This window comes from Loktanella agnita (assembly GCF_046640325.1).
Lineage (GTDB): Bacteria > Pseudomonadota > Alphaproteobacteria > Rhodobacterales > Rhodobacteraceae > Yoonia > Yoonia agnita.
In genome coordinates this window covers 66,272-89,442 of record NZ_JBJMBF010000014.1, presented here as the reverse complement: position 1 = coordinate 89,442, position 23,171 = coordinate 66,272, and the positions used below count along the sequence as shown (strand labels likewise).

At 57.5% G+C, this 23,171-nt stretch carries 22 protein-coding genes; 7 read left to right on the top strand and 15 right to left on the bottom strand.

The genetic code is table 11. The features are described 5' to 3' along the window. Positions 1-106: 106 nt before the first annotated feature. The 4 genes from ACJ5NV_RS15595 to ACJ5NV_RS15580 all read left to right on the top strand — a co-directional run bounded on the left by ACJ5NV_RS15595 (position 107) and on the right by ACJ5NV_RS15580 (position 3,618). Positions 107-2,209, top strand: a complete 2,103-nt coding sequence (locus ACJ5NV_RS15595) for a YjbH domain-containing protein (RefSeq protein ID WP_411645175.1) — start codon at positions 107-109, stop codon at positions 2,207-2,209. Further along, positions 2,206-2,862, top strand: coding sequence for a YjbF family lipoprotein (locus tag ACJ5NV_RS15590; protein WP_411645173.1), 657 nt, complete (start codon positions 2,206-2,208; stop codon positions 2,860-2,862). The genes ACJ5NV_RS15595 and ACJ5NV_RS15590 overlap by 4 nt, the downstream gene beginning before the upstream one ends. A 16-nt stretch (positions 2,863-2,878) precedes the next feature. After that, a complete protein-coding gene (locus ACJ5NV_RS15585) occupies positions 2,879-3,172 on the top strand; it encodes a hypothetical protein (protein ID WP_411645171.1) in 294 nt (97 codons plus the stop codon). Positions 3,173-3,426: 254 nt separating this feature from the next. Beyond that, positions 3,427-3,618: a hypothetical protein gene (locus tag ACJ5NV_RS15580; RefSeq protein ID WP_411645170.1), complete on the top strand. Its 192-nt coding sequence runs from the start codon at positions 3,427-3,429 to the stop codon at positions 3,616-3,618. Here the strand turns inward: ACJ5NV_RS15580 and holA are convergent. The 5 genes from holA to ACJ5NV_RS15555 all read right to left on the bottom strand — a co-directional run bounded on the left by holA (position 3,615) and on the right by ACJ5NV_RS15555 (position 9,522). After that, on the bottom strand, positions 3,615-4,637 hold the full coding sequence (gene holA / locus ACJ5NV_RS15575; RefSeq protein ID WP_411645168.1) for a DNA polymerase III subunit delta: 1,023 nt from the start codon (positions 4,635-4,637) through the stop codon (positions 3,615-3,617). The genes ACJ5NV_RS15580 and holA overlap by 4 nt on opposite strands. Continuing rightward, entirely contained in the window at positions 4,634-5,119 is a 486-nt protein-coding gene (gene lptE, locus ACJ5NV_RS15570; protein WP_411645167.1) for an LPS assembly lipoprotein LptE, read from the bottom strand. The genes holA and lptE overlap by 4 nt, the downstream gene beginning before the upstream one ends. Beyond that, the gene (gene leuS, locus ACJ5NV_RS15565; RefSeq protein ID WP_411645165.1) at positions 5,109-7,742 is read right to left on the bottom strand and encodes a leucine--tRNA ligase; all 2,634 of its coding nucleotides are present in this window, start codon (positions 7,740-7,742) and stop codon (positions 5,109-5,111) included. Before leuS ends, lptE begins: the two co-directional genes overlap by 11 nt. A 72-nt stretch (positions 7,743-7,814) precedes the next feature. Next, positions 7,815-8,216, bottom strand: a complete 402-nt coding sequence (locus ACJ5NV_RS15560) for a DUF3576 domain-containing protein (RefSeq protein ID WP_411645163.1) — start codon at positions 8,214-8,216, stop codon at positions 7,815-7,817. A 136-nt stretch (positions 8,217-8,352) separates the two neighbouring features. Continuing rightward, positions 8,353-9,522: a porin gene (locus ACJ5NV_RS15555; RefSeq protein WP_411645162.1), complete on the bottom strand. Its 1,170-nt coding sequence runs from the start codon at positions 9,520-9,522 to the stop codon at positions 8,353-8,355. A 225-nt stretch (positions 9,523-9,747) separates the two neighbouring features. On the opposite strand from ACJ5NV_RS15555, the gene ACJ5NV_RS15550 reads away from it, so the two are divergent. After that, a complete protein-coding gene (locus ACJ5NV_RS15550) occupies positions 9,748-10,401 on the top strand; it encodes a YggS family pyridoxal phosphate-dependent enzyme (protein WP_411645161.1) in 654 nt (217 codons plus the stop codon). Then, entirely contained in the window at positions 10,398-11,042 is a 645-nt protein-coding gene (locus ACJ5NV_RS15545; protein ID WP_411645159.1) for an RluA family pseudouridine synthase, read from the top strand. The genes ACJ5NV_RS15550 and ACJ5NV_RS15545 overlap by 4 nt, the downstream gene beginning before the upstream one ends. A 99-nt stretch (positions 11,043-11,141) precedes the next feature. Here the strand turns inward: ACJ5NV_RS15545 and ACJ5NV_RS15540 are convergent, their stop codons facing one another. From ACJ5NV_RS15540 to ACJ5NV_RS15530, 3 genes are all read right to left on the bottom strand, one after another. Continuing rightward, positions 11,142-11,738, bottom strand: coding sequence for an alpha/beta hydrolase (locus tag ACJ5NV_RS15540; protein ID WP_411645157.1), 597 nt, complete (start codon positions 11,736-11,738; stop codon positions 11,142-11,144). 1 nt (position 11,739) lies between these two features. Further along, on the bottom strand, positions 11,740-12,669 hold the full coding sequence (locus ACJ5NV_RS15535) for a VOC family protein (protein ID WP_411645155.1): 930 nt from the start codon (positions 12,667-12,669) through the stop codon (positions 11,740-11,742). A gap of 104 nt (positions 12,670-12,773) precedes the next feature. After that, positions 12,774-14,219 (bottom strand): aldehyde dehydrogenase family protein, encoded by a 1,446-nt coding sequence (locus tag ACJ5NV_RS15530; RefSeq protein WP_411645153.1) that lies wholly within the window; start codon positions 14,217-14,219, stop codon positions 12,774-12,776. A gap of 125 nt (positions 14,220-14,344) precedes the next feature. On the opposite strand from ACJ5NV_RS15530, the gene ACJ5NV_RS15525 reads away from it, so the two are divergent. Beyond that, a complete protein-coding gene (locus ACJ5NV_RS15525) occupies positions 14,345-14,998 on the top strand; it encodes a peroxiredoxin (RefSeq protein WP_411645211.1) in 654 nt (217 codons plus the stop codon). 66 nt (positions 14,999-15,064) lie between these two features. Here ACJ5NV_RS15525 and ACJ5NV_RS15520 read toward each other — a convergent pair whose 3' ends face one another. The 7 genes from ACJ5NV_RS15520 to ACJ5NV_RS15490 all read right to left on the bottom strand — a co-directional run bounded on the left by ACJ5NV_RS15520 (position 15,065) and on the right by ACJ5NV_RS15490 (position 23,092). Next, a complete protein-coding gene (locus ACJ5NV_RS15520; RefSeq protein WP_411645152.1) occupies positions 15,065-15,685 on the bottom strand; it encodes a hypothetical protein in 621 nt (206 codons plus the stop codon). 337 nt (positions 15,686-16,022) lie between these two features. Continuing rightward, positions 16,023-18,158 carry a polyribonucleotide nucleotidyltransferase gene (gene pnp / locus ACJ5NV_RS15515; RefSeq protein WP_411645210.1) on the bottom strand — a complete coding sequence of 712 codons (2,136 nt, stop codon included), beginning with the start codon at positions 18,156-18,158 and terminating at the stop codon, positions 16,023-16,025. Between the two features lie 211 nt (positions 18,159-18,369). Beyond that, complete coding sequence (locus tag ACJ5NV_RS15510; RefSeq protein WP_411645151.1) at positions 18,370-18,633, bottom strand: DUF7218 family protein; 264 nt, start codon at positions 18,631-18,633, stop codon at positions 18,370-18,372. 51 nt (positions 18,634-18,684) lie between these two features. Next, on the bottom strand, positions 18,685-19,989 hold the full coding sequence (preA, locus tag ACJ5NV_RS15505; protein WP_411645149.1) for an NAD-dependent dihydropyrimidine dehydrogenase subunit PreA: 1,305 nt from the start codon (positions 19,987-19,989) through the stop codon (positions 18,685-18,687). Position 19,990: 1 nt separating this feature from the next. Continuing rightward, on the bottom strand, positions 19,991-21,337 hold the full coding sequence (locus ACJ5NV_RS15500) for an NAD(P)-dependent oxidoreductase (RefSeq protein WP_411645147.1): 1,347 nt from the start codon (positions 21,335-21,337) through the stop codon (positions 19,991-19,993). Positions 21,338-21,856: 519 nt separating this feature from the next. Beyond that, a complete protein-coding gene (locus ACJ5NV_RS15495; RefSeq protein ID WP_411645146.1) occupies positions 21,857-22,225 on the bottom strand; it encodes a MerR family transcriptional regulator in 369 nt (122 codons plus the stop codon). Positions 22,226-22,327: 102 nt separating this feature from the next. Further along, positions 22,328-23,092, bottom strand: coding sequence for an SDR family NAD(P)-dependent oxidoreductase (locus tag ACJ5NV_RS15490; protein WP_411645145.1), 765 nt, complete (start codon positions 23,090-23,092; stop codon positions 22,328-22,330). Positions 23,093-23,171: the final 79 nt, after the last annotated feature.

Sequence of the window (23,171 nt, the reverse complement as noted above, 5' to 3'; positions counted from 1 at the left end):
CAGGAGCTTCACCCCCGCGAGGTCAAAACAGGCGCATCGCAATCATGTTTTCCATTTCCGGGCAGGCGCGTTACACCTCGCGCGTAGTATTGACGGAGTATCACCCATGCGCAGGTCCGTAATTTCGGCCACTTCAGTGATTGCCCTCACCGCCGCGCATCCCGCGCTGGCGCAGGATGCAGATGTCACCTATTCGCTCAACGGCACCCCCGGCCTGCTGGAAATACCCACGGCACAAAGCGCGGATGAGGGCGCATTGGCGACCACGCTATCCCACACAGACGGGCAATCGCGGGCCGCGTTTACATTCCAGCTGACCGACCATCTTTCGGGCACATTGCGCTATGCTTTTGTTGATCTTTACGACGACACGGCCACCGATATCGCCGAGGCAGAGCTGGAGCGGGGTTTTGACCTGCGATACCGGTTCAACGATGAAACCGACTATGTGCCCGCTATCGCTATCGGGTTGCGCGACCTTCTGACACCGGGGCGGTTCGGATCGGAATATCTGGTCGCCACGAAAACCTTTGGCGACGACCTGATAGTGACCGCCGGCATCGGCTGGGGCGCGATGGGCATGCGCGACGGGTTCGATAACCCATTCACGGATGAGCCACGCCCGGTTTTTGACGATGATAACGCCGAAGGCCAGCTGGCGTCTGACGACTGGTTCCGGGGCGATGCAGCCCTGTTCGGCGGGCTGGAATATCAAATCAACGAAAAATGGGGGTTCAAGGCGGAATATTCGTCGCTCGACTATCAGGAAACACCCTATGGACCCGCGCTAGATGTCGATGCGCCCTATAACATCGGCGTCACCTACCGCCCCCGGCCCGGTGTCCAGCTCGGTCTGGCCGCGCTACATGGCAACCAGCTTGCCCTGTCCGGGTCCTTTGCATTGAACGCCAACAACCGTCCGGGGATGAGCGGGGCGGAAACAGCCCCTGCCCCGGTCAAAGTACGTTCCGCCGCAGAGCGAAACAACACATCCGCGCCGCCAACCGCCGCCTTGCGTGTTGCGCTCACCAAGCTGCTAGAAATCGAAGGCATCACCCTGACCGGGCTGGAAGTCACCGAAACGACCGCGCGCGCACGTTATATCAATGATCGGTATCGGTCACAGGCGCAGGCGATGGGCCGCGTCGCGCGGATGATGACGCAGATCATGCCGGGGCGTGTGGATACATTCATTCTGGAACCCGAATCGCGCGGGATTCCCCTGTCCGCAGCGCGCATTGCCCGCAGCGATATCGAACGGCTCGAAAACCGCCCCGGCGCAGGGCAGACGCTCTTGCAGCGGACCCGTTTCACGGACGCAGGTGACAGTGCGACGTTAAGCGATGCACGTCCCGAAGCGGCGCGCTGGGAATGGGGGATCGGCCCCTATTTCGACCTTGATGGGTTTGGCGGCGGCGGGGTGGAGCTTGATACCGGGATCAGCCTGCGCGGGGTCTACACCTTTGCACCACAATTGGTGCTGAGCGGTGAGGTCCGTCAAAGCGTGGTAAACGCTGACGGGGACGAACCCGGGACAGATGACACGCCGGATGTGCGGAACGTGCGCAGTGATAGCGATGTCTACGGCGATGACGGCATACCCGTGCTGCAAAGCCTGACCCTGACCCACTATGCCCGCCCCGGACGTGATCTTTATAGCCGGGTCAGCCTTGGCTATCTGGAACGGATGTTCGGCGGTCTCTCGACAGAGCTGCTGTGGAAACCTGTGAACAGCAGCTTTGGCGTAGGCCTCGAACTAAACCACGTCGCACAGCGCGACAGTGACATGGCATTCGGCTTTGCCGAGTATGATTACGAGGTCACAACCGGTCACCTGTCGGGTTATTATGACATGGGCAACGGCTATCATACACAGGTTGATATGGGCCGCTATCTGGCCGGCGACTGGGGCGCGACGCTGACGCTTGCCAAAGAATACGACAACGGTGTGCAGATCAGCGGCTATGTGACCCAGACCGACCTGTCGTACGAGGATTTCGGCGACGGATCCTATAACAAGGGTGTGCAAATCACGATTCCGCAGGACTTCCTAACCGGCACCGCCACACGCAGCAGCTATGACGCAACATTGCGGACGCAAGTTGGCGATGGCGGGGCGCGGTTGGGCGTGAACGGGCGGCTTTACGATATCGTGCGCGACGCACATGTGAACGATCTTTCCGATACCTGGGGGCGGTTCTGGCGATGAAGAATATATGGATATCAGCGCTGGGCTTGGCCGCGCTTGCGCTGACCGGGTGCGGCCCGCTGAATGAAGGCGGCACCGCAAGCCAGATTGGGCAGTTGGTCGTCGGGCGCGTGACAGGGGCACAAGCGGCACCGCCGCCACCCGCAGGGCTCCCGCAGGAAGAGTTAGAGGCGAACCCCGGCAAATATATGCGGGTCAACATCCGCGATCAGAAACGATGGGACAGTATGGTCCGGTCCGGCGCAAACGGATCACGGGTCACATGGGTCAATCCCAACAACATCAGCCTGACGGTCGACAATGGGATTCTCGTTGCCACACGCGGTCTACCCCGCGATTTGATGGGGGCTAACGTGTCTGGAACCCTATCCGCAATACGTTCTGGGGGTGGCAACGCCCAAAGAACGCATGAATTTATAGCGGATGATGATGGAATTTCGATGGAACTGTTGCAGTGCCGCATCGCTTTCGAAGGACCTGAAGTCATAGAAAGACTTCAAAAAAGGCTAAATTCCGTCCGCTTTCAGGAAACCTGCGAGGGCGAAACGCTTGGATTCACCAATATTTACTGGCTAAACTCAAACGGGCAAATGCTGCGCAGCCTTCAAGCCGTCTCGCCGGATGCGGGCTATCTGCAAATCGATGTGTATTGAACAATATCGGAGCCACTTGGATTTTGAAAAGCAGCCTGATTTAATGCTTATGGATCGCCGTCTTACGGCTGACCAAATGTGCATTAATTGGAGTACCGACATGCGCCTTACTACTACTCTCGCCGCCGCAGCTCTGTCTGTTTCCGGCCTCGCCGCTAACGCTGGTGGCCTGTCCCCACAAGTTATGGAAGCACCTGTTGTTGTGGTTGAAGAGCCCGCACCTGCTGGTTCTTCTGTCAACAGCACCTACATCATTCTCGGTGTTCTTGCTGCTCTGCTGATCGCAGCTGCTGTGAACGCAGACGATTGATCAAAATTCTCGGGTTCCGATCCGAGTAGGAAGGCAGACCAATGGTCTGCCTTTTTCTTTGCCTGATCCAATTTGTTTGTTGATGCCCGAAGACAACAGCGTGAGACCCTCAAATGCGCGCGGCGCGCATGTATATTGTGTCAGTGTCGCTTCACACGTTAGGTGTCAAAGAACAGGAAACACAGGCAGGATATATTCCTCCCTCTCCGCCGCTATAAGAGGCAAATATTGTGCGCGTTCTAAAACATGTTCTGATGACATTTATCTTGTCATCGCTTCCCCTTGCCGTACAAGCTGGTGGGCTGTCCGAACCCACCATTGAACCCGAAATCGTGCCCCCGCCGCCAGCGGTGTTTGTCCCCGCGCAAAGCCCGGTCAACGGTGGCTACATCATCTTGGGGACCCTGCTGCTGATGCTAATTGGTGCCAGCAATATAGAGCGTTAACGCCGCCCCATCATCGCCAGCCGGATCAAAGTACGCTCCATCAGCGCGTCCTGCGGCGCGGTATTGGCTGAACGTAGCTGCAAATCCACATCTGTCAGCGCCGTCAACGCGCGTTCCAATCTATCCCGGCCCCAGCGGCTGGCCTGATTCATAATCTTATCACGGCGCGGCCCGAAAACCGGCGGGCGCAGGCGTCCGATCCCGGCCCCCGGCCCACCCGGATCAGACGCAACCGTATGCAGTCGCCGGAAATGACGCATCGCACCAATGCACAGCGTGACAGGAGTCACACCCTGCGCATATAGGTTGCGCAACACCGGGCCCAACCTGTCAGCCTGTCCCGACGCCACAACATCCAGAATATCATCGACATCAACCTCTGCCGACTGCGGCGCGTTCGCCTCGACATCCGCGACAGACAGCGGCTCTGCATCGTCGCGCTTGTAAAGGCCGATCTTCTCAATCGTCTGCCGCAGATCGCCCGGTTCCAGCGTGCTGGCTAAGGCCATCAATGCATCCATCACATCGCGACTGGCATCGCTGATCCCCGCCTGCGCCAACGCCTGTTCGATATCGGCAACGCTGGGCGGGTCATCGTAAATCCCGATAGCCACAGCATTCCTGTGACCCTCGAATACCTTGCGCAGCGCCGATTTCGCCGTCAGCTGCCCCGCCGTCACAATTACTTGGGCATCACCCGGCTGCCAGTCGGCAAGGGCCGCGTTGAACACTTTTGACAGCCCGTCTGTCGCGTCTTCAACAAAGGCAACCCGGTGGCCCGGAAAAAAGCCCTGCGCCTTGATCGCATCATATAGCAATGCAGCATCCTTGCGCAGCTCGGCCCCGTTCATCCGAGTCAGGCGCATTTCTTCTTCACCCGTCGGACCGACCAGCGCCGCAATCACCTCTTGCCGTTTGGTCGCCACCCGCATCGGGTCCGCACCAAAAATCAGCAGACCCGTATGTGCCGGATCAGGCTTGCGGAAATACGCATTTGCGGCGGGCCCGGTCAGTTTCATGAGGTCAGGGTCGGGGCCATGATCAGAAGGCGGCTCACGATGATATCCGCCAGTGCAACAGACAGACGGGCGCTGGCATCCGCCTCTGACGCCTGTGTCGCGACGGTGGAACCGGTTGTGCCATAGCTGGTAAAGGTCTCAACCTGACCCGTTTCCAGCGCTTCACCGGTGCTGGCGTCACGCAACACCCAATTCGCCGTACCGATCACGTTAAAGCGGGTCGTTTCACCTTCAGCCGTGATGGCAGAGGTGCGACGCCGGTCGAGCAATGTCACACCCAAAAAATAACGCGGCGCCACAGTGGGCCCCAGCCGTTCTTCCAGACGTTCGCGTAGCCGGAAACCGGCCACGCTATCGCCCGTTTCAAATGCAACCGCACCGCGCAGGCTACTGTCATTGCGGTGGATCGGCATGAAGCCACAGCCCCCCAAGGCCAGCAGACCAAACATGGCCCCGCGACGAGAGATGCGATCAGATGACAATATTCACAATCCGCCCAGGCACAACGATCAGCTTTTTCGGCACGGCCCCATCCAGCGCCTTTTGCACCACCTCAAGCCCCATCACGATCTCTTCCACCGCGCCCTTGTCGGCATCAGCAGCGACAACGATTTCCGACCGGCGTTTACCGTTGATCTGGATCGGCATGGTCACCGTATCTTCGACCAACATCGCCTCATCCGCGACAGGCCATGGGGCGTTAGCCACCAACCCATCACCACCTAGCATGGTCCAAATTTCCTCGGACAAATGCGGGGTCATGGGGGACATCAACTGGGACAGCACCTTTGCCGCCTGCCGCTTGGCCGCGCCGCCTGCCTTGGCTTTCGCCAGCACATTGGTAAAGGCATAAAGCTTGGCAATTGCCGCGTTGAAGCCAAAGGTTTCGACACCCATGGTCACATCATGAATCGCCTTATGCATCGCACGCAACAGATCCTCATCCCCTGCGCCGGGCGCATCATCCATCGCCGCGATATCGGTCACTACGCGGAACACGCGGGACAGGTGCTTATGGGTCGCCTCCGCCCCTGACGCGGTCCATTCCACGTCACGTTCAGGCGGGCTGTCGGACAGAACAAACCAGCGAGCAGTATCAGCACCATATTTCGCCAGAATATCATCAGGATCGACGACATTCTTTTTCGATTTTGACATCTTCGCCGATGGCACAATTTCAACATCAGTGCCATCCGCCAATTTCCCGTCAGTCACATCCTCGGGGAAGTGATAAACTGGACGGCCATCGGCACCGCTGGTCTGGTAGATTTCATGCGTCACCATGCCTTGGGTGAACAGCGCGTTGAACGGTTCTTTCGCGCTATCTGGCAAATGGCCGGTGATGTTCATCGCGCGGGCAAAGAAACGGCTGTAAAGCAGGTGCAGGATCGCATGTTCGATGCCGCCGATGTACTGATCCACATTCATCCAGTATGCCGCATCCTCGGCCACAGTGGGGGTGGCGGCATGGGGCGCGGTGAAGCGGGCATAGTACCAGCTGGAATCCACAAATGTGTCCATCGTGTCTGTCTCGCGCAGCGCCGGTTTGCCGCAGGATGGGCAAGCACAGTTGCGCCATGTCGGATGGCGGTCCAGCGGATTGCCGGGGGTGTCGAATGTCACGTCATAGGGCAGCTCGACCGGCAGGTTTTCTTTTTTCTCAGGCACCACACCGCAGGCATCGCAATGCACCACAGGGATCGGGCAACCCCAGTAACGCTGGCGGGACAGACCCCAGTCGCGCAGGCGGAATTTGGTCACGCCCTGCCCGATGCCATTAGCTTCGCAATATAAGATAGCCGCATCAACCGCTTCTTCCCCGGTTTGCAACTGTTCGCCAGCAAAGCCGAGTAAATATTCGACTTCTTCGTTCTTTGGGGGAACCAAAGCGGTATCTACAATGCGCTCGTACAGTTCATAGCTAGGAGGAAAGTTTTCGTACTCATCATGTACTTCTTTTTCGTACAAGGCGGATTTCGCGAATAGCTCGTCCGGCAAGTCATGATTTCTACTGGCACCCAGAGTACTAAAAACCTGCGTAACTTTAAGGCCATATTTCCGGCAAAAATCCAAATCCCGCTGATCATGGGCCGGGCAGCCGAAAATCGCACCGGTGCCGTAATCCATCAGGATGAAATTCGCGATATAGACAGGCAGGTCTGGCTGACCGGCCAGCGGGTGCTTGACCGTCAGACCCGTGTCATAGCCCAGCTTTTCAGCCTTTTCGATCGCCTCTGCCGTTGTGCCGCCCTTGCGGCATTGGGCACAGAAGGCCGCAACTTTGTCGTCTTTGGCTTCCAGCTCTTTCGCCAGCGGGTGGTCGGGTGAAATGCCCACAAATGACGCGCCCATCAACGTATCTGGGCGGGTCGTGTAAACCGCGATCTCGCCGCCATCGGTGCGTTCAAACGCGAATTGCAAGCCACGGGATTTGCCGATCCAGTTCGCCTGCATCAGCTTGACCTTAGCAGGCCAGTTATCAAGACTGTCAATCGCGCTCAGCAATTCCTCGGAATAGTCGCTGATCTTGAAAAACCACTGCACCAGTTCGCGGCGTTCCACATCCGCGCCGGAACGCCAGCCCCTGCCGTCGATCACCTGTTCATTGGCCAGCACGGTCATATCGACCGGATCCCAGTTTACCACCGCTTTCTTGCGATAGATCAGACCCTTGGACAGGAAATCAATGAACAGCGCCTGTTGCTGGCCGTAATATTCGGGATCGCAGGTGGCGAATTCGCGGGACCAGTCGATGGACAGACCCAGCGGCTTCATCTGCGCGCGCATGTCGGCGATGTTGCTATAGGTCCAATCCTTGGGGTGACCGCCCGATGCCATCGCGGCATTTTCGGCAGGCATTCCAAAGGCATCCCAGCCCATCGGGTGCAGCACATTATGGCCGGTCGCCAGCTTGTAGCGGGCGATCACATCACCCATCGTGTAGTTCCGCACATGGCCCATGTGAATGCGGCCCGACGGGTAGGGGAACATCTCCAGCACGTAATATTTGGGCTTATCGGCACTGCGGACGGCCTTGAAAGTCTCGGCATCGGCCCAGGCGGCCTGCCACTTCGTCTCAATCTCGGACGGGGTGTAGGTGGTCATAGCATGTCTCTCAAACAAGAACGCCGGGCGAAAGGGCCCGGCGGTATTCATAATCGGGCAGATGGCCGATGGCTATAGGCCACCATCAGCAATACGAAGCTGGCGCGCCCGCGATAGAATGGCGTCTTCAACCGCGCGCTGCGTTTCAAGGGCGACAGGGCCGCTTTGGGTCATCAGCGACAGGTTGAGCGAACGCGCATCAAGTGCGGGATCACTGACATGGATTGTCGCGCGATAAGCACGGCCAGAACCAGGGGGTGTCCCGTATCCCGTGGAAATCACACCGGTGAAAGGGTCAGCGCTTTGCACTGGCAGAAAGCTAAGCACATCCAGCGAGGCAGTCCACAGGTAACGGTTCACCGCAACATTTTCAGCCCCGCGCGGGGTTGGTGTCTGGCCACCGCCACAGGCGGCAAGGGCCGCAAGCAACAGCGCAGCAATGGTGAAACGGAAATTTCGGATCGTAGCTGTCAAACGAACTCTCCCATCAGGGCGGCCTCTGGTCTGGAAGAGGTGTAGCGAAGGGGCGCGCAGGCCACAAGCGCCGATGCACAAAAAGAAAGAGCGGCCCGGATGGGGCCGCTCTGACTGTATTGATTGTCAGCTTGGCTTAGAAAGCGAAGGAGACTTCAACAGTTGTACCGATTTGGTAGTCAGGACCACCGATTTCGTCGTCGGTGTTGTCGTCGCCTTCAGCGTAGGAAACGAGCAGTTCTGCACCGCCGCCCAGGTCGTATGTACCGGCAACATAGAATTCGTCAGCATAGTCGCTGCCGTCTTCGTTGTCTTGGGTGTAGTAACCAGCCAGAACAGTCAGGCCGTTGCCAACGTCATAAGAACCGTCAAGCCCGATTTTAGTTGTGCCTTGGTCATCGTCGAAGTCCAGGTCAACAGCGATTGGGCCATCAGCATAAGCGACTGCGATACCGAAGTTAGGATCTTCTTCAGTGCCGTCGGTGCCTTCTTCAGCAACGAAGTAACCAGTTACCGTCACTGGACCAAACGGATATGCAACCTGTGCGCCGATAGATGTAGCATCTTCCTCAGGTGCAATTCCGGTTCTCTCGGCGAAAGCAACGGTGATATCTGCACCAGCAACGCTCACGCCAGCAGATACACCGAGGACTTCGTTCGCAACATAGTCGCCGTTAGCAGCAGCTGCCACAGGGGCAAATGTTGCAGATGCTTCTTCTTGGTATGCCAAAGCAAAGCTGAACATGCCCAGATCGCCTGCGATGCCGGCAGACATTTGGTCAACGTTTTCACCGTTGGTGTCGCTGACATAGACCTGAGCAGCGTCAGTGATAACAGCCGAAACAGAAACGCCAAAGCCAGCAATGTCCGCATCAGCGCGAATTACGTTTTCGCCGTCTGCTTCAGAGAAGCTGTCTGCTTCCATGTCACCGGCAGATGCCCAACGGGTGATCGCAGCGAATTCAGTGTCGCCGATGAATACGCCAAAGCCTTCACCTTCAATCGATGTGACCCACTCGTCGCTAGACAGCGTTGCACTGTTTGCAGGATCGCCAACGACGTCGATTTCGAACGATGTCGATGCTGTCAGACCATTGTCCAGTTCAGCAGTCATGGTGACGTCGATGTCTGTGTTCCAGTAGAAACCGTCTTCGCTGTCGTTGTCATCGGTAGGAAGCACATTAATGTTTGTGTCGTTGAAACCGATTTCGGTGTTACCCGAGAAAGAGATAGAGGCGTGACCGTCAGCAGCAGCGGCGCTTGCGAAAGCGACCAGAGCTGTTGTTGTCAGAAGGATGCTTTTCATGGATTTTTCCCTCGTGTTTTTGCATTCCCAAGAATGCCAGTTGTCCTAGCATTGGCGAATATCTGCGCGTTGGGGCTTTCACACTCAAGCGAATTGGGCGAATTTGTGACCCAAGAGTGCAAAATGATGCAACAAGGACACACAGTGTTTTCGGTCATGACATTAGGTTGAATTGCCTTTATTTCAGGCGGAAACACAGCGTGATCCTTATTTACCGGAGTTTCCATGCCCTTAGCGGATATCCAGTCGCGAATTGAGGCTGCCTGCACCCGTGCGGGTCGCGAAAGAAATGAAATCACACTCATCGCGGTATCCAAGGTGCAACCACTGGATCGGGTGCGCACGATTCTGGATCAGGGGCACCGCGTGTTCGGCGAAAACAAGGTGCAAGAGGCGGCAAGCAAATGGCCCGACTTTCGCGCGCACTATAATAATGTACAGCTTCACCTGATCGGGCCGCTGCAAACGAACAAGGCGCGGCAGGCGATGGAACTCGCCGATGCGATCCACACGGTCGACCGTCCGAAGCTCGCCAATACACTCGCACGGCTGGCGCAGGATATGGGATCATGTCCGGATTTGTTCATTCAGGTGAATACTGGCGAAGAACCGCAAAAATCCGGTGTACTGCCCGCCGAGGCGGATGATTTCGTGGCCGAGGTGCGCGCACTTGATCTGCCACTGAAAGGTCTGATGTGTATCCCCCCAGCAGAGGAAGAACCGTCGCTTCATTTCGCCTTGCTGGCAAAAATCGCCGCCCGCAACGGGCTGGAAGGTTTGTCGATGGGGATGAGCGCGGATTTCGAAAGCGCCATTGCGCTGGGGGCGACCCATGTGCGCGTCGGCTCTGCCATCTTTGGTGAACGGGATTACGGGTGACCGCCTACGCCCCGCCCAATGACCCGCTCAGCATTCTGCATGACGATCACGAGGTGCTGTTGGTCGACAAGCCAAGCGGCCTGCTATCGGTCCCCGGCAAGGGTCCAGAACTGGCCGATTGCCTGATGACCCGCGTACAGGCCGTCTTTCCGACCGCACTGCTGGTGCACCGGCTGGACCGGGATACATCCGGGGTCATGGTTTTCGCCCTGACACCCCACGCCCAGCGCCATCTTGGGCTGCAATTCGAAAAACGCCAAACGCGCAAGACCTATGTCGCCCGCGTGGCTGGCCGGATTACAGAGCGTACAGGCACGGTCGATCTGCCCCTGATCGTGGATTGGCCGAACCGGCCGAAACAGATGGTCGATCATGAAAATGGCAAAGCTGCGGTGACCGATTGGCGGGTGGTCCGGGCGAATGATGATGAAACGCGGCTGCGGCTGATGCCCAAAACTGGCCGGTCCCATCAGCTGCGCGTGCATATGCTGGCCATCGGCCATCCGATCCTGGGCGATCCGTTTTATGCGCAGGGTCCCGCGCGCGATCATTCGCGCCTGATGCTACACTCCGAAACTTTGCAGTTTCGGCACCCCGATGGCGGGCAAGGCATGCGGATCACCGCGCCCTGCCCGTTTTAAAGCGTTTCGGTTTTCACCTGAGACATCACAGATCACCCATTGCGTTTGAGCCGCAGGCAAAAGGCAGTGATTGGTGATTCAGGCATAAATCGAAATGCTCTAGGCCGTCAAAAACTGCTGTATCGCGTCCAATTCTGATTGCGCGATCTCATGCCCGCCTGCGTGCCAGACCAAGCTTACCGCGGCCCCTTGCGCCGTCAGATAACTGGCAAGCTTTTCCGTTTCACCAAACGGGCAGATTGGGTCGCGCTGACCTGCCGTGATCAACACACGCCGCCCCGCCAAACCCGGTTGCGGTTCTGGGTCCCATGGGATTAACGGATGCATCAGGATCAAATCATCCACCAGATCAGGCGCTTCGAAAGCAACAGCCGCCAGAATGTTCGCCCCGTTGGAATACCCAAGTCCAATTGTGCGGGGGGCTTTTGCCGCCGCGATCTCATCCTTGATGAAATCTGCCATGGCCGCCTGACGCATTGCCAGATCATCCATGTCATAGACACCTTCGCCCGTGCGGCGAAAATAACGCAGCGCACCATGTTCCGACACATCTCCACGGGGCGATGTCACATGTGCATTCGGCAAAAGCGCGCGGGCCAGCCCGTGAAACTGGTCCTCTTGCCCACCCGTGCCGTGAAAGGTCAGGAACAGCGGTTGACCCGCTGCCCCTGTGCTACGTTTCGCGATGTAGCTCATGTCAGGCCTCGATCGGATCAAGAAGGGATTCGATCCGAGCACGCATATGCTCATGCTGGCTTGGCAGCTTCAACGCCTCGCCCAGATGGGCGGTGTCTTCATCCCTATCAAAACCCGGCTCGTTAGTGGCGACCTCGAACAACACACCGCCGGGCGTGCGGAAATAGATTGCATAGAAATAGTCCCGGTCGATCACAGGCGTGACCTGATAGCCCGTGTCGAGCAGCGCTTCGCGCACTTCCAACTGGCGCGCCCGATTTTCGACAGCAAAGGCGATATGGTGAACTGACCCCGCCCCCTGCATCGCATGGCTTGCTCCCGGCATCACCTCAATATCAATCGCATTGGCCGGATTACCGCCGGGCACGATGAACCGGGTTACATTGTCGGCACTCTCGGCCTTTTCATAACCCATGAATTGGAGCAATTCCGCGCTCATCCCGCCATCGCGCAGCCGCATATCGGCAGAGTGAAAGCCACGGATCGCCATTTCAGCGCTGACGCCATTGCCGGTCCACGGCGTGCGATCATCATCGCTTTCGACCAGCGCAAAACCGTCACCATCTGGACCCTCAAACAAAACACGGGTCTGGCCAAAGCGCGTGTCGCTGGCAATGCCCTGCGCGTCGAATGTCGCCAGTCGTTCTTTCCACGCCTCTGCCGTTCCGGTCGGAATACTGAAAGATGTGCGCCCGATCTCGCCCGTACCGGGACGGCCACGACCCGCATTCGGAAAGGGAAAATATGTCATGACGGTGCCGGGGGTGCCGGTCTCATCCCCATAATAAAGGTGATACACATCCGGGGCGTCAAAATTGACCGTCTTTTTGACCCGACGCAGCCCAAGCACATTGGTGAAGAACGCGTTATTTTCGCGGGCGTCGCGCGCCAGCGACGTGACATGATGCAGACCTTTGATCTGTTTCAGCATAATAGCCTCCTATTCGTTGCCAAATAGATAGCTGAATTTCATTCGCACAAAAGACCGACCAGCGCACGAATTTGGTGCGCCGGCGCACATGAAATCAGGGCGGATTATTCAGCAGCCGTGTCCCAGCCAGAGATTGCCTTGGCTTCAAGGAATTCCTCAATCCCCCATACACCGCCCTCGCGGGCGCGGCCCGACATCTTCATCCCGCCAAAGGGCGACCCGGCACCCCGCGCTTGCCCGTTCATTTCCACCATGCCAGAGCGCAGGGCGCGGGCCATGCGGTTCCGCTTTGCCCCGTCTTGCGTTTGCACATAGTTCGTCAGCCCATAGGGCGTGTCATTCGCGATCTTCACCGCGTCTTCCTCATCCTTAAAAGGGATGATCGACAGCACCGGGCCAAAGATCTCTTCACGCGCGATGCGCATGTCATTCTTCACATCGGCAAAGATCGTCGGGCGCACATAATATCCCTTGTTCATGCCCTCTGGCAGACCGGGACCACCCGCGACCAGACGGGCACCTTCCTTGATCCCGACCTCAATCATGTCCTGAATCTTCTCCCATTGGGTCTTGTTCACGACAGGCCCAATATGTCGGCCAGAGTCCGACGCTTGTCCGACGGTAATCTTATCGGCAATTTCGGCAGCGGTCTCGACGGCCTGATCATAGATCGACTGTTCCACCAGCATCCGTGTCGGCGCGTTGCAGGACTGCCCGCTATTGTTCATGCAATGCAGCACACCGCGTTTGATCGCCTTTTCGTCCGCATCAGCAAAGATCACATTCGCGCCCTTGCCGCCCAACTCCAGCGTCACACGCTTCAGCGTATCCACCGCCGCAGCAGAGATGGCCTTGCCAGCGCGGGTGGACCCAGTAAAGCTGATCATCGCCACATCTTCATGGCTGGACAGCTGGCTGCCAACGCCTGCACCATCACCATTTACCAGATTGAAGACCCCGGCGGGCACGCCTGCGTCATGTACTAATTCCGCAAACAACAGTGATGACAGCGGTGCCTCTTCCGACGGTTTTAATACGATGGTGCAGCCTGCCAGAAGCGCCGGAATCACCTTGAGCGTGACCTGATTCATTGGCCAGTTCCACGGGGTGATCAGCCCGACGACGCCGATGGGCTCCATCGCGATACGGTCATCAGGGGCGTGGGGGCCGAGCGGGCGAATCCATTCCATATGGTCGAATGCTTTCAGGAAATTCGACAGATGCCACGGCAGGCAGGGGGCCTGACTGCTGCGCGCAAGGTCGATGGGCGCACCCATTTCTTGGCTGATCGCCTGCGCCATTTCTTCTTGGCGGGCCTCATATTGTGCCAGAATACCCTTCACATATTCGGCGCGGTCGGCAGGCGGGGTCGCGGCCCATGTTGGAAAAGCACCCGAGGCCGCAGCCACCGCCGCATCCGTATCCGCCTGATCTCCAAGCGAAATTACAGCGCAGGCCTCTTCTGTTGAGGGGTCAATCACGTGATGGTCGCGCGCCTTAGCCGGGGCAACCCAGGCACCGTTGATATAGAAATTGCGGTTCTCGATCATGCGAACGCTCCTGTTGCTTTGGCAGGACACTGGCACTGGCCCAAACACAGTGCAAGCACCTGTGGTACTGCGCCGGGACCGTGCCTATATCAATTCCAAGGTAACACATTCAAAGGAGTGATATGATGGGTCTGCGGATCAATGACACAATCCCGAACCTGACGGTCGAAACCGATCAGGGCACGATTTCGCTGCATGATTGGATCGGCGATAGCTGGGCGATCCTGTTTTCGCACCCCAAGGATTTCACCCCTGTCTGCACCACAGAATTCGGTGCCGTTGCCCAACTGGCCGACGAATGGGAAAAGCGCGGGACCAAAGTGATCGGCGTCAGCGTTGACGGAGTCGAGGATCACAAGAAATGGAAGGGTGACATTGAAACCTTTGGCGGCGCCAAGGCCGGTTTCCCGATCATCGCAGATGCTGGGCTGGAAGTTTCCAAAGCCTTTGACATGCTGCCTGCCGAAGCCTATTTGCCTGACGGCCGCACACCTGCCGACAGCGCGACCGTGCGCTCTGTCTTTATCATGGGGCCCGACAAAAAGCTGAAACTGTCCATGACCTACCCGATGACCGTGGGCCGCAATTTTGCCGAAGTGCTGCGCGCGCTGGATGGTTTGCAAACATCGACCGGCAAAGGTGTCGCGACACCAGCCAACTGGAATGTCGGCGATGATGTGATCATACCCGCATCCGTCAGCGATGATGACGCCAAGGCGAAATATGGTGAGTTCACAAAAGTGCTGCCTTACCTGCGGACCACAAAGCTGAAGGACTGACGCCTTAAGCGCCGCATACGAAGCTAAGACAGCCGCCACGCAATCTGCTGCGTGGCGGCTTTTGTTTTAAAACCGATAGGAAACGGTAATCGCGGCCTGTGGGTAGATACCGATATCTTCCAGATCATCCTGCAACTGCTGCAAATCCGGGTCGTTATCCACGTCGTCCTGATCATCTGGATCATCTGCGGTGAATTCAGTCGCAATCCCGCCCGTGAAGATGACGCCGAATTCAGTGTTCAGGCTGAAATTGTTGCCCAATGGAATTTCATATCCGGTCGTCAGAACCGGCGAGACGTCATTTTTGAACTCTGCCTCAGTGATGAGGCCGACGGTTTGCAACCCGATCTGCTCTGTCCCGCGGGCAGTCAGTTCGCTGCCGGAAAAGAACAGCCCGCCAGAAACGCGCCAATTGCCCTGCATTGGGTAATAATCGCCCATCACCGTCAGGCCACCCAGCTCAAAATCGCCGCTGATATTGGTCTGGCCATCCTGTTCGTCGTATTCCGCGCTAAGACCGCCCAGATAGGCACCGCGCACACCAAAGCGCTGATCGACCCGGTAACCAACTTCAAGATTACCACCAAAGCTCGAAACGCCCAGACCAACCGATAGATTCTGCAAATCCTGCGCACTTACCGGCGCAGAAGCGAGGGCAAAAGCCGCCCAGGCCAAAACAAATTTCATATTTCTTCCCTCATTAAACACAAGTAATTCAGGTTAACGCGGAATCCTTGCGAAATTGCGAATAGAATGTGGTGGAGATGTGGCTGAATGCGTGAACCGGTCAAACAAGCTCCGTGCGTCACGGAAATTTCCCTAAAGCTCATCGGTTTTCGCCAGTACTACATACCAAAACAGTCCGGCATGATCTCATTCGCGTCAGCAAATAAAGTGCCTACGGGCGCGCCTGTTACATAGTTAAAGGTTGGCTATGGTAGGTAAGACAATATCGTTGTCGCTATAACGTATATTCAAAATGAAAAGACCTGCCGCAGCGATGCGGCAGGTCAGGTAGGTCGCCTTATTCTTCGGCAGCCTGTTCTTTCTTCAGCTCTTCGCCGGTCTCTTGATCGACCATTTTCATGGCCAGACGCACCTTGCCGCGATCATCAAAGCCGAGCAGCTTGACCCAGACTTCCTGACCTTCTTTCAGAACATCGGAAGGGTGGTTCAGGCGGCGGTTTTCGATCTGGGACACGTGGACCAGACCGTCGCGCTTGCCAAAGAAGTTCACGAAGGCGCCGAAATCGACCAGTTTCACGACCGTACCCTTGTAAACCTTGCCCTCTTCGGGCTCGGCCACGATGGAATAGATCATGTCGTGGGCGCGCTTGATCGCCTCGGCGTCGTTGGACGCCAGCTTGATCACACCGTCGTCGTTGATATCGACCTTGGCGCCGGAAGTTTCCACGATCTCGCGAATGACCTTGCCGCCAGACCCGATGACTTCACGGATCTTGTCGACAGGGATCTGCATCGTTTCGATCTTGGGCGCGTGAACGCTGAATTCCTGCGCGCCGGTCAGGGCCTTGGACATCTCACCCAGGATATGGAGGCGGCCGGCCTTGGCCTGATCCAGTGCCTTGGACATGATCTCTGGCGTGATGCCCGCGATCTTGATGTCCATCTGCAGCGACGTGATGCCGTTTTCGGTACCGGCAACCTTGAAGTCCATGTCGCCAAGGTGGTCTTCGTCACCCAGAATGTCGGACAGCACGGCGTAGGAACCGTCATCTTCCATCACCAGACCCATAGCCACACCGGCGACGGGGGCTTTCAGCGGCACACCGGCGTCCATCATGGACAGCGAACCGCCGCAGACCGACGCCATCGAGGACGAGCCGTTGGATTCAGTGATCTCGGACACGACGCGGATCGTATAGGGGAAATCCGTTGCCGCTGGCAGAACTGCCTGCAACGCACGCCATGCCAGTTTACCGTGACCGATTTCGCGACGGCCCGGGCCAGACACACGGCCAACTTCACCGACAGAATAGGGGGGGAAGTTATAATGCAGCATGAAGTTGGATTTATACATGCCGGTCAGCGCGTCGATCATCTGTTCGTCGTCGCCGGTGCCCAGCGTGGTCACGACAAGACCCTGCGTTTCACCACGGGTGAACAGGGCGGAACCGTGGGTCCGGGGCAGAATGCCGGTTTCCGACACGATGGGCCGGATCTGGTCCAGCGCACGTCCGTCGATCCGCTTGCCGTTCTTGACGACATCGCCGCGCAGCACTGCGGATTCCAGCTTTTTCAGCGCGGCACCAAGGTTGCCGTCTTCCTGCTGTTCTTCGGTCAAAGAAGCGATGATCGCATCCTTGGCGGCGGACACGGCCGATGTGCGTTCCTGCTTGTCGGTGATCGCATAGGCAGCGCGCATCTTGTCTTCGCCAGCGGCTTTGACAGCGGCGGACAGATCCGAATAATCGACAGGCTGGAAATCGAACGGCTCTTTCGCGGTTTCTTCGGCCAGATCAATGATCAGGTCGATGACCGGCTGGATCTGTTCGTGCGCGAAGGTCACGGCACCCAGCATCTCTTCTTCGGTCAGCTCATAGGCTTCCGATTCCACCATCATCACGGCGTCTTTGGTGCCGGCGACAACAAGGTCCAGACGCTGCTCTGGGTTCAGACGCAGGTTGTGCATATCGTCGATTTCGGGGTTCAGGATGTATTCGCCATCCACAAAGCCCACGCGGCAGGCGCCGATCGGACCCATGAAAGGTGCACCGGAAATGGTCAGCGCGGCCGAGGCTGCGATCATCGCGACCATATCGGGGTCATTGACCATGTCATGCGACAGAACCGTACACATCACCAGCACTTCGTTCTTGAAGCCGGGGACGAACAGCGGGCGAATGGGGCGGTCGATCAGGCGGGAGGTCAGCGTCTCTTTTTCAGTCGGACGCGCTTCGCGCTTGAAAAAGCCGCCTGGCACTTTACCGGCGGCGTAATATTTTTCCTGGTAGTGGACGGTCAGCGGAAAGAAATCCTGACCGGGCTTTTGGGCACGTGCGAATGTCACGTTGGCCATCACACTGGTTTCGCCCAGCGTGGCAATGACGGAACCATCCGCCTGACGGGCAACCTTACCCGTTTCCAGCGTGAGCGTGTCCTGCCCCCACTGCATTGATTTTTTCACTTCGTTAAACATCATGTTTTCCTAGTTGGCCTGTGCGGCCTTTTGCGTAGGGGGCGTATTCCCCCTCATCCCGGTATCTTCTTTGGTCAGGCGCTGGGACGCGGGCGCCGGGCTCTCAAGATGGACGGGCCATAACGGTTTTTGAAAGTTTTGGAAAGAGTTGTAACGCCGCAACAATTTCGCGTTCGGCGCGCGCGTTGCGGCTTGTCCCGCCAGCGGGGCGTTAGTGATGGCGCAGAGCGTCGATCAGCGCGTCCTTGTTCATATCCGTCCGGCCATCAATATCCAGTTCTTGTGCCCGGTAGTAAAGCTCTTTAACAGTCCAGTCTTCATAAGGCTTTGCCTTGCCACCCTTTTCCGACGGGTGTTGATCGTCATTCGCTTTCGCGTTTGCGATCCGCGCGGCCTTTTCCTTGGAGGCACCGTCTTCGCGCAGTGCCTCATAGGTGTCATCATCCTTGATGGACGGTCCGTGATCCTTTGTCATGTCAATTCTCCCTTTCCCCTGTTTAACAAGGGAAAGGGCCGGCGGTTCCGATCACTCTGCCGCGACAGCACCCGGATTATTGGGGTGGGTTGTCCAGTTGGCGTATTCTTTCTGCACCACCTTACCGGTGCGCGGATCAACTTCGCCCGGCGTCATCGGCACCATGGTGATACAGTTTTCCACCGGGCAGACATCAACACATAGGTTGCAGGCGACGCATTCTTTATCAATCACGCTAAAGGTGCGATCTGCGGACATTGCAATCGCCTGATGGCTGGTGTCTTCGCAGGCCGCATAGCAGCGCCCGCATTTGATGCAATCATCCTGACTGATCTGCGCTTTTGCCACATAGTTCAGGTTCAGATACTGCCAGTCAGTGACATTGGGAACCGCCATGCCGATGAAATCCGCGGTGGAACGATAGCCCTTTTCATCCATCCATTGCGACAGTCCGCTGATCATTTCCTGAACAACCTTGAAGCCATAGGTCATCGCCGCCGTGCAGACCTGCACATTACCGCAGCCCAGCGCCATAAACTCTGCCGCGTCGCGCCAAGTCGTGATCCCGCCAATGCCGGAAATCGGCAGCCCATGTGTGCCCGGATCGCGGGCAATTTCGGCGACCATATTCATCGCAATCGGTTTGACCGCCGGGCCGCAATAGCCGCCATGGGTGCCTTTGCCATCAATCGTCGGCTGCGGGGCCATGACATCCAGATCGACGCTGGTGATCGAATTGATCGTGTTGATTAGGCTGACCGCATCGGCCCCGCCATCCTTGGCCGCTTGCGCTGGTTTGCGCACATCGGTGATATTGGGCGTCAGCTTTACGATAACCGGTTTGTCATAGTATTTCTTGCACCATTCGGTGACCATCTGGATGTATTCAGGCACCTGCCCCACGGCGCTGCCCATGCCGCGTTCGGCCATCCCATGTGGGCAGCCAAAGTTCAGCTCAATCCCATCAGCACCGGTCGCGGCGACCTTTGGCAAAATCGCTTTCCAGGCTTCTTCCTCACACGGGACCATGATGCTGACGATCACTGCACGGTCAGGGTAATCTGCCTTCACACGCGTGATTTCATCTAGGTTGGTTTGCAAATCGCGGTCGGTGATCAGCTCAATATTGTTGAGCCCCAGCAAGCGCCGGTCCGCCCCGTAGATCGCGCCATAGCGCGGGCCGTTCACGTTGACGACAGGCGGCCCTTCGGAGCCCAGCGTCTTCCAGACGACACCACCCCAACCCGCCTCAAAGGCGCGGCGCACATTGTATTCCTTATCGGTCGGTGGGGCCGAGGCCAGCCAGAACGGGTTGGGGGATTTGATGCCCAGAAACTCTGTTGTCAGATCAGCCATCTTAATTGCTCCCCATCAAAACTGCATGAATATCCATCGCCGCGTCGCGCCCTTCGGCCACGGCTGTCACCGTCAGATCATCGCCACCGCTGGCGCAATCGCCGCCTGCCCAGATGCCTGCGCGACTGGTGCGCCCCGGCCCTGTCACCGCGATTTTGCGCCCCGCAAGCGTCAGCCCCGCATCGGTTTCCAGCGTCTGCCCGATGGCTTTGAACACTTGATCGGCCTTCAGCCGGATCGTTTCGCCGGTGCCTTTCAGCCCGGTCCCATCATCGGCGGTATATTCCAGTTCAATTTCGCGCACAGCGCCGTTTCCGTGCAGCGCAACAGGCTGCGCGTTGAACAGCAACGTCACCCCTTTGGCGGCGGCGAGGTCTTGTTCATAGGTGCTGGCCCCCATGCTTTCACGTCCACGCCGATAGGCGATGGTCACGTTTTGCGCGCCCAGCAGTTTGGATTGCACGGCGGCGTCAACAGCCGTCATACCGCCGCCAATCACCACCACATCACGCCCGATGGGCAAGCGCGCCAGATCCTGCGATTGTCGTAATTCTTTAATGAAACCAACGGCATCGGTCACACCGCCCATGTCTTCGCCCGCGACCCGCAGCGCATTCACACCGCCAAGCCCCACACCAAGGAACACCGCATCAAACGTGTCGGCCAGCGTATCCAGCGCAAGCTCTGCCCCCAGCCGTTGGCCGTTTTGCAAGGTGATCCCGCCGATCTGCATCAGCCACGCAGCTTCGCGCGCTGCGAAATCATCTGTCGATTTATAAGCGGCAATGCCGTATTCGTTCAGGCCACCCGGTTTTGGCAGCGCATCATACAGCGTGACCGCATGGCCCTGCATCGCCAGACGGTGCGCACAGGCCAGTCCAGCGGGCCCAGCACCCACCACGGCAACGGTTTTACCAGTCTCTGGCGCGCGGGTATAGGGGTGGCCCTGCATCGCCATCAAACGATCCGTCGCGTGGCGCTGCAAGCGACCAATTTCGACCGGTTTGCCTTCGGCGGCTTCGCGCACGCAGGCTTGTTCGCAGAGTTCCTCTGTCGGGCAAACCCGGGCGCACATGCCGCCCAAGATATTGCTATCAAAGATTGTTTTCGCCGCAGCCTCGGGCGTGCCGGTGCTGATTTGCCGAATGAAAAGCGGGATATCAATGCTTGTCGGGCAGGCCGTGATGCAAGGCGCGTCATGGCAGAAATAACAGCGGTCGGCGGCAACGCTGGCCTCATGCGGGGCAAGCGGCGCATGCAGGTCGCTGAAATTGTCATCAAGCGTATCATGCGGCAGCCGGTCAGCAGCAATGCCGGGGGTCATCGGAGTATTCACGGGGCTGGACATGAGCGTTTCCTGTCGTGGCTTCACGGGAATCAGCCTGCCACAGTTTTATTTTTTATCAAATGGTAAATTTTTGGCAGTTTGTGAACTTTGGGGGTGCAACGCGCGGTGGCGTTGCATGACCCCGCCCGTGCGTTGGGTGGACGCAACCCCCGCGAATCAAAGATTAACGCCTGTATTTTATGGAAAAATGCCGGTCGGATTTACGTCGGAAACACGTCGGACTTGCATCGGACTCTGCCGGGCAAAAGCCCCGAATTAATGTATCGTGCGGTCCATTTTGCAGGGATCATTAACCATTTTCCCGATCAGCACGCAAAACGCGCGAAGGTTTTACGCACCGCCTGTCCGCCCATCGTGCATATGGATGTAAGGCAAACTTCAGGATTTTCGGGGCTGCCGCTTGCCGTTTTCAGTGCGCTACAGCGTTTCGATTCATCCTTGGATCACAATTCGCTGCCTCTCCCTAACGGTCGAACGCGATTTGTGATGCTTAATGTCTCAAGTTGAAATCGAAACGCTTTAAAGGATGGCTTCGGAGAGTAGGTCACGTCTTAGACTTGCGAGGCGATCCTGAACTGCGGCCCGGCGTGCATCCAGTTCAGATCGGAGCCGATCAATATCCGCCAGCTTTTGCGTCAGCTTTTCGATCCCGCCTTCGCAGGCGCCAGAGCCGTCATCCGACAGGCACGCGCTCATGGCGCGGATTTCGCGTGTGGAAAATCCGGTTGAGATGAAATCGCGGATGCGCCCTGCACGACGCAGATCGGCCGCGCTATAGTGCCGATAGCCGTTCAGATTGCGTGCCACATGCATCAAACCTTCGTTTTCATAGTGGCGCAACATGCGCTGGGTAATCCCCAAGCTTTCGGCGGCGGCTTTGGCCTGCATTTTCGTCCCTCCTATACTAACTCTGACATAGATGATAACGTTGTGTGCGCTGATCAAGCGTCGTGGGCGGATCAGTGAAATCCGCCCACCCTGTGCCAGATTCTATGCGCGCAACGCCCAGCCACCATCGACGGTCAAAACCTGCCCTGTGAGCCATGCGTTTTCCGCGCTGCCTAATCGCAAAATCCACGGTACGATATCATCCGTGACACCGCGCCGGCCAAGGGGGATTTGCGCCGCTTCCTGTGCCTCTATCTGCTGGGCTGTTTCCGCCGCCAACCCCATCATCCCCGTCAATGCGCCACTTTTGACGGGCCCCGGAGCGATCGCATTCACGCGAATCCCGTCGCCTGCCAGTTCAATCGCCCAGGATTTGGTCAAATGCGCGAGCGCGGCCTTGGTTGCCGCGTAATGCGCCAACATCGGCGCAGCATTCTGGGAAACGGCAGTGCCGATATTGACAATCGCCCCTTTGGTTTCACGCAGGGCTGCGTGACCCGCTTTGACCAATTGTGAGGGCGCAATAATATTCACCGCCGTCATGTTTGCGATGATGTCGGCGTCATAGGCGGCGATTGGTAAGGGCTGGCCCGCGCCTGCGTTATTGACGATCAGATCAAGGCGGCCCCAATGGTCGCGTGTCGCTGCAACGATCTGTGCGCCACTTTCCACATCTGCGCTGTCTGTCTGCACCGCCTTAATCGCATCATTTGTGGCGGTCACCTCTGCCAGCCTGTCTGCATTTCGCCCGGTGATCAGAACTTTGACCCCTTTTTCTGCAAGCGCAATTGCGGTCGCCCGCCCAATGCCGGAACTGCCGCCAGTCACAATTGCAACCTTGTCTTGCCAGATATTCGTCTGCGTCATTTTGTGTTTTCTCCTGATGAAGATGAGTGTTCATCTTTGATTAGGAGCCGTGCTTAGCAGGGTGACACTAACGTCAATG

Excerpts from the sequence above, each read along its gene's own strand:
- ACJ5NV_RS15500 (WP_411645147.1), bottom strand. The coding sequence starts at position 21,337 with ATGTCCAGCCCCGTGAATACTCCGATGACCCCCGGCATTGCTGCTGAC.
- ACJ5NV_RS15595 (WP_411645175.1), top strand. The coding sequence starts at position 107 with ATGCGCAGGTCCGTAATTTCGGCCACTTCAGTGATTGCCCTCACCGCC.
- ACJ5NV_RS15580 (WP_411645170.1), top strand. The coding sequence starts at position 3,427 with ATGACATTTATCTTGTCATCGCTTCCCCTTGCCGTACAAGCTGGTGGG.
- ACJ5NV_RS15520 (WP_411645152.1), bottom strand. The coding sequence starts at position 15,685 with ATGAAATTTGTTTTGGCCTGGGCGGCTTTTGCCCTCGCTTCTGCGCCG.
- ACJ5NV_RS15555 (WP_411645162.1), bottom strand. The coding sequence starts at position 9,522 with ATGAAAAGCATCCTTCTGACAACAACAGCTCTGGTCGCTTTCGCAAGC.
- ACJ5NV_RS15540 (WP_411645157.1), bottom strand. The coding sequence starts at position 11,738 with ATGAGCTACATCGCGAAACGTAGCACAGGGGCAGCGGGTCAACCGCTG.
- ACJ5NV_RS15530 (WP_411645153.1), bottom strand. The coding sequence starts at position 14,219 with ATGATCGAGAACCGCAATTTCTATATCAACGGTGCCTGGGTTGCCCCG.
- preA (WP_411645149.1), bottom strand. The coding sequence starts at position 19,989 with ATGGCTGATCTGACAACAGAGTTTCTGGGCATCAAATCCCCCAACCCG.
- ACJ5NV_RS15525 (WP_411645211.1), top strand. The coding sequence starts at position 14,345 with ATGGGTCTGCGGATCAATGACACAATCCCGAACCTGACGGTCGAAACC.
- holA (WP_411645168.1), bottom strand. The coding sequence starts at position 4,637 with ATGAAACTGACCGGGCCCGCCGCAAATGCGTATTTCCGCAAGCCTGAT.
- ACJ5NV_RS15550 (WP_411645161.1), top strand. The coding sequence starts at position 9,748 with ATGCCCTTAGCGGATATCCAGTCGCGAATTGAGGCTGCCTGCACCCGT.
- pnp (WP_411645210.1), bottom strand. The coding sequence starts at position 18,158 with ATGTTTAACGAAGTGAAAAAATCAATGCAGTGGGGGCAGGACACGCTC.
- ACJ5NV_RS15495 (WP_411645146.1), bottom strand. The coding sequence starts at position 22,225 with ATGCAGGCCAAAGCCGCCGCCGAAAGCTTGGGGATTACCCAGCGCATG.
- ACJ5NV_RS15510 (WP_411645151.1), bottom strand. The coding sequence starts at position 18,633 with ATGACAAAGGATCACGGACCGTCCATCAAGGATGATGACACCTATGAG.
- leuS (WP_411645165.1), bottom strand. The coding sequence starts at position 7,742 with ATGACCACCTACACCCCGTCCGAGATTGAGACGAAGTGGCAGGCCGCC.
- ACJ5NV_RS15490 (WP_411645145.1), bottom strand. The coding sequence starts at position 23,092 with ATGACGCAGACGAATATCTGGCAAGACAAGGTTGCAATTGTGACTGGC.
- ACJ5NV_RS15535 (WP_411645155.1), bottom strand. The coding sequence starts at position 12,669 with ATGCTGAAACAGATCAAAGGTCTGCATCATGTCACGTCGCTGGCGCGC.
- ACJ5NV_RS15590 (WP_411645173.1), top strand. The coding sequence starts at position 2,206 with ATGAAGAATATATGGATATCAGCGCTGGGCTTGGCCGCGCTTGCGCTG.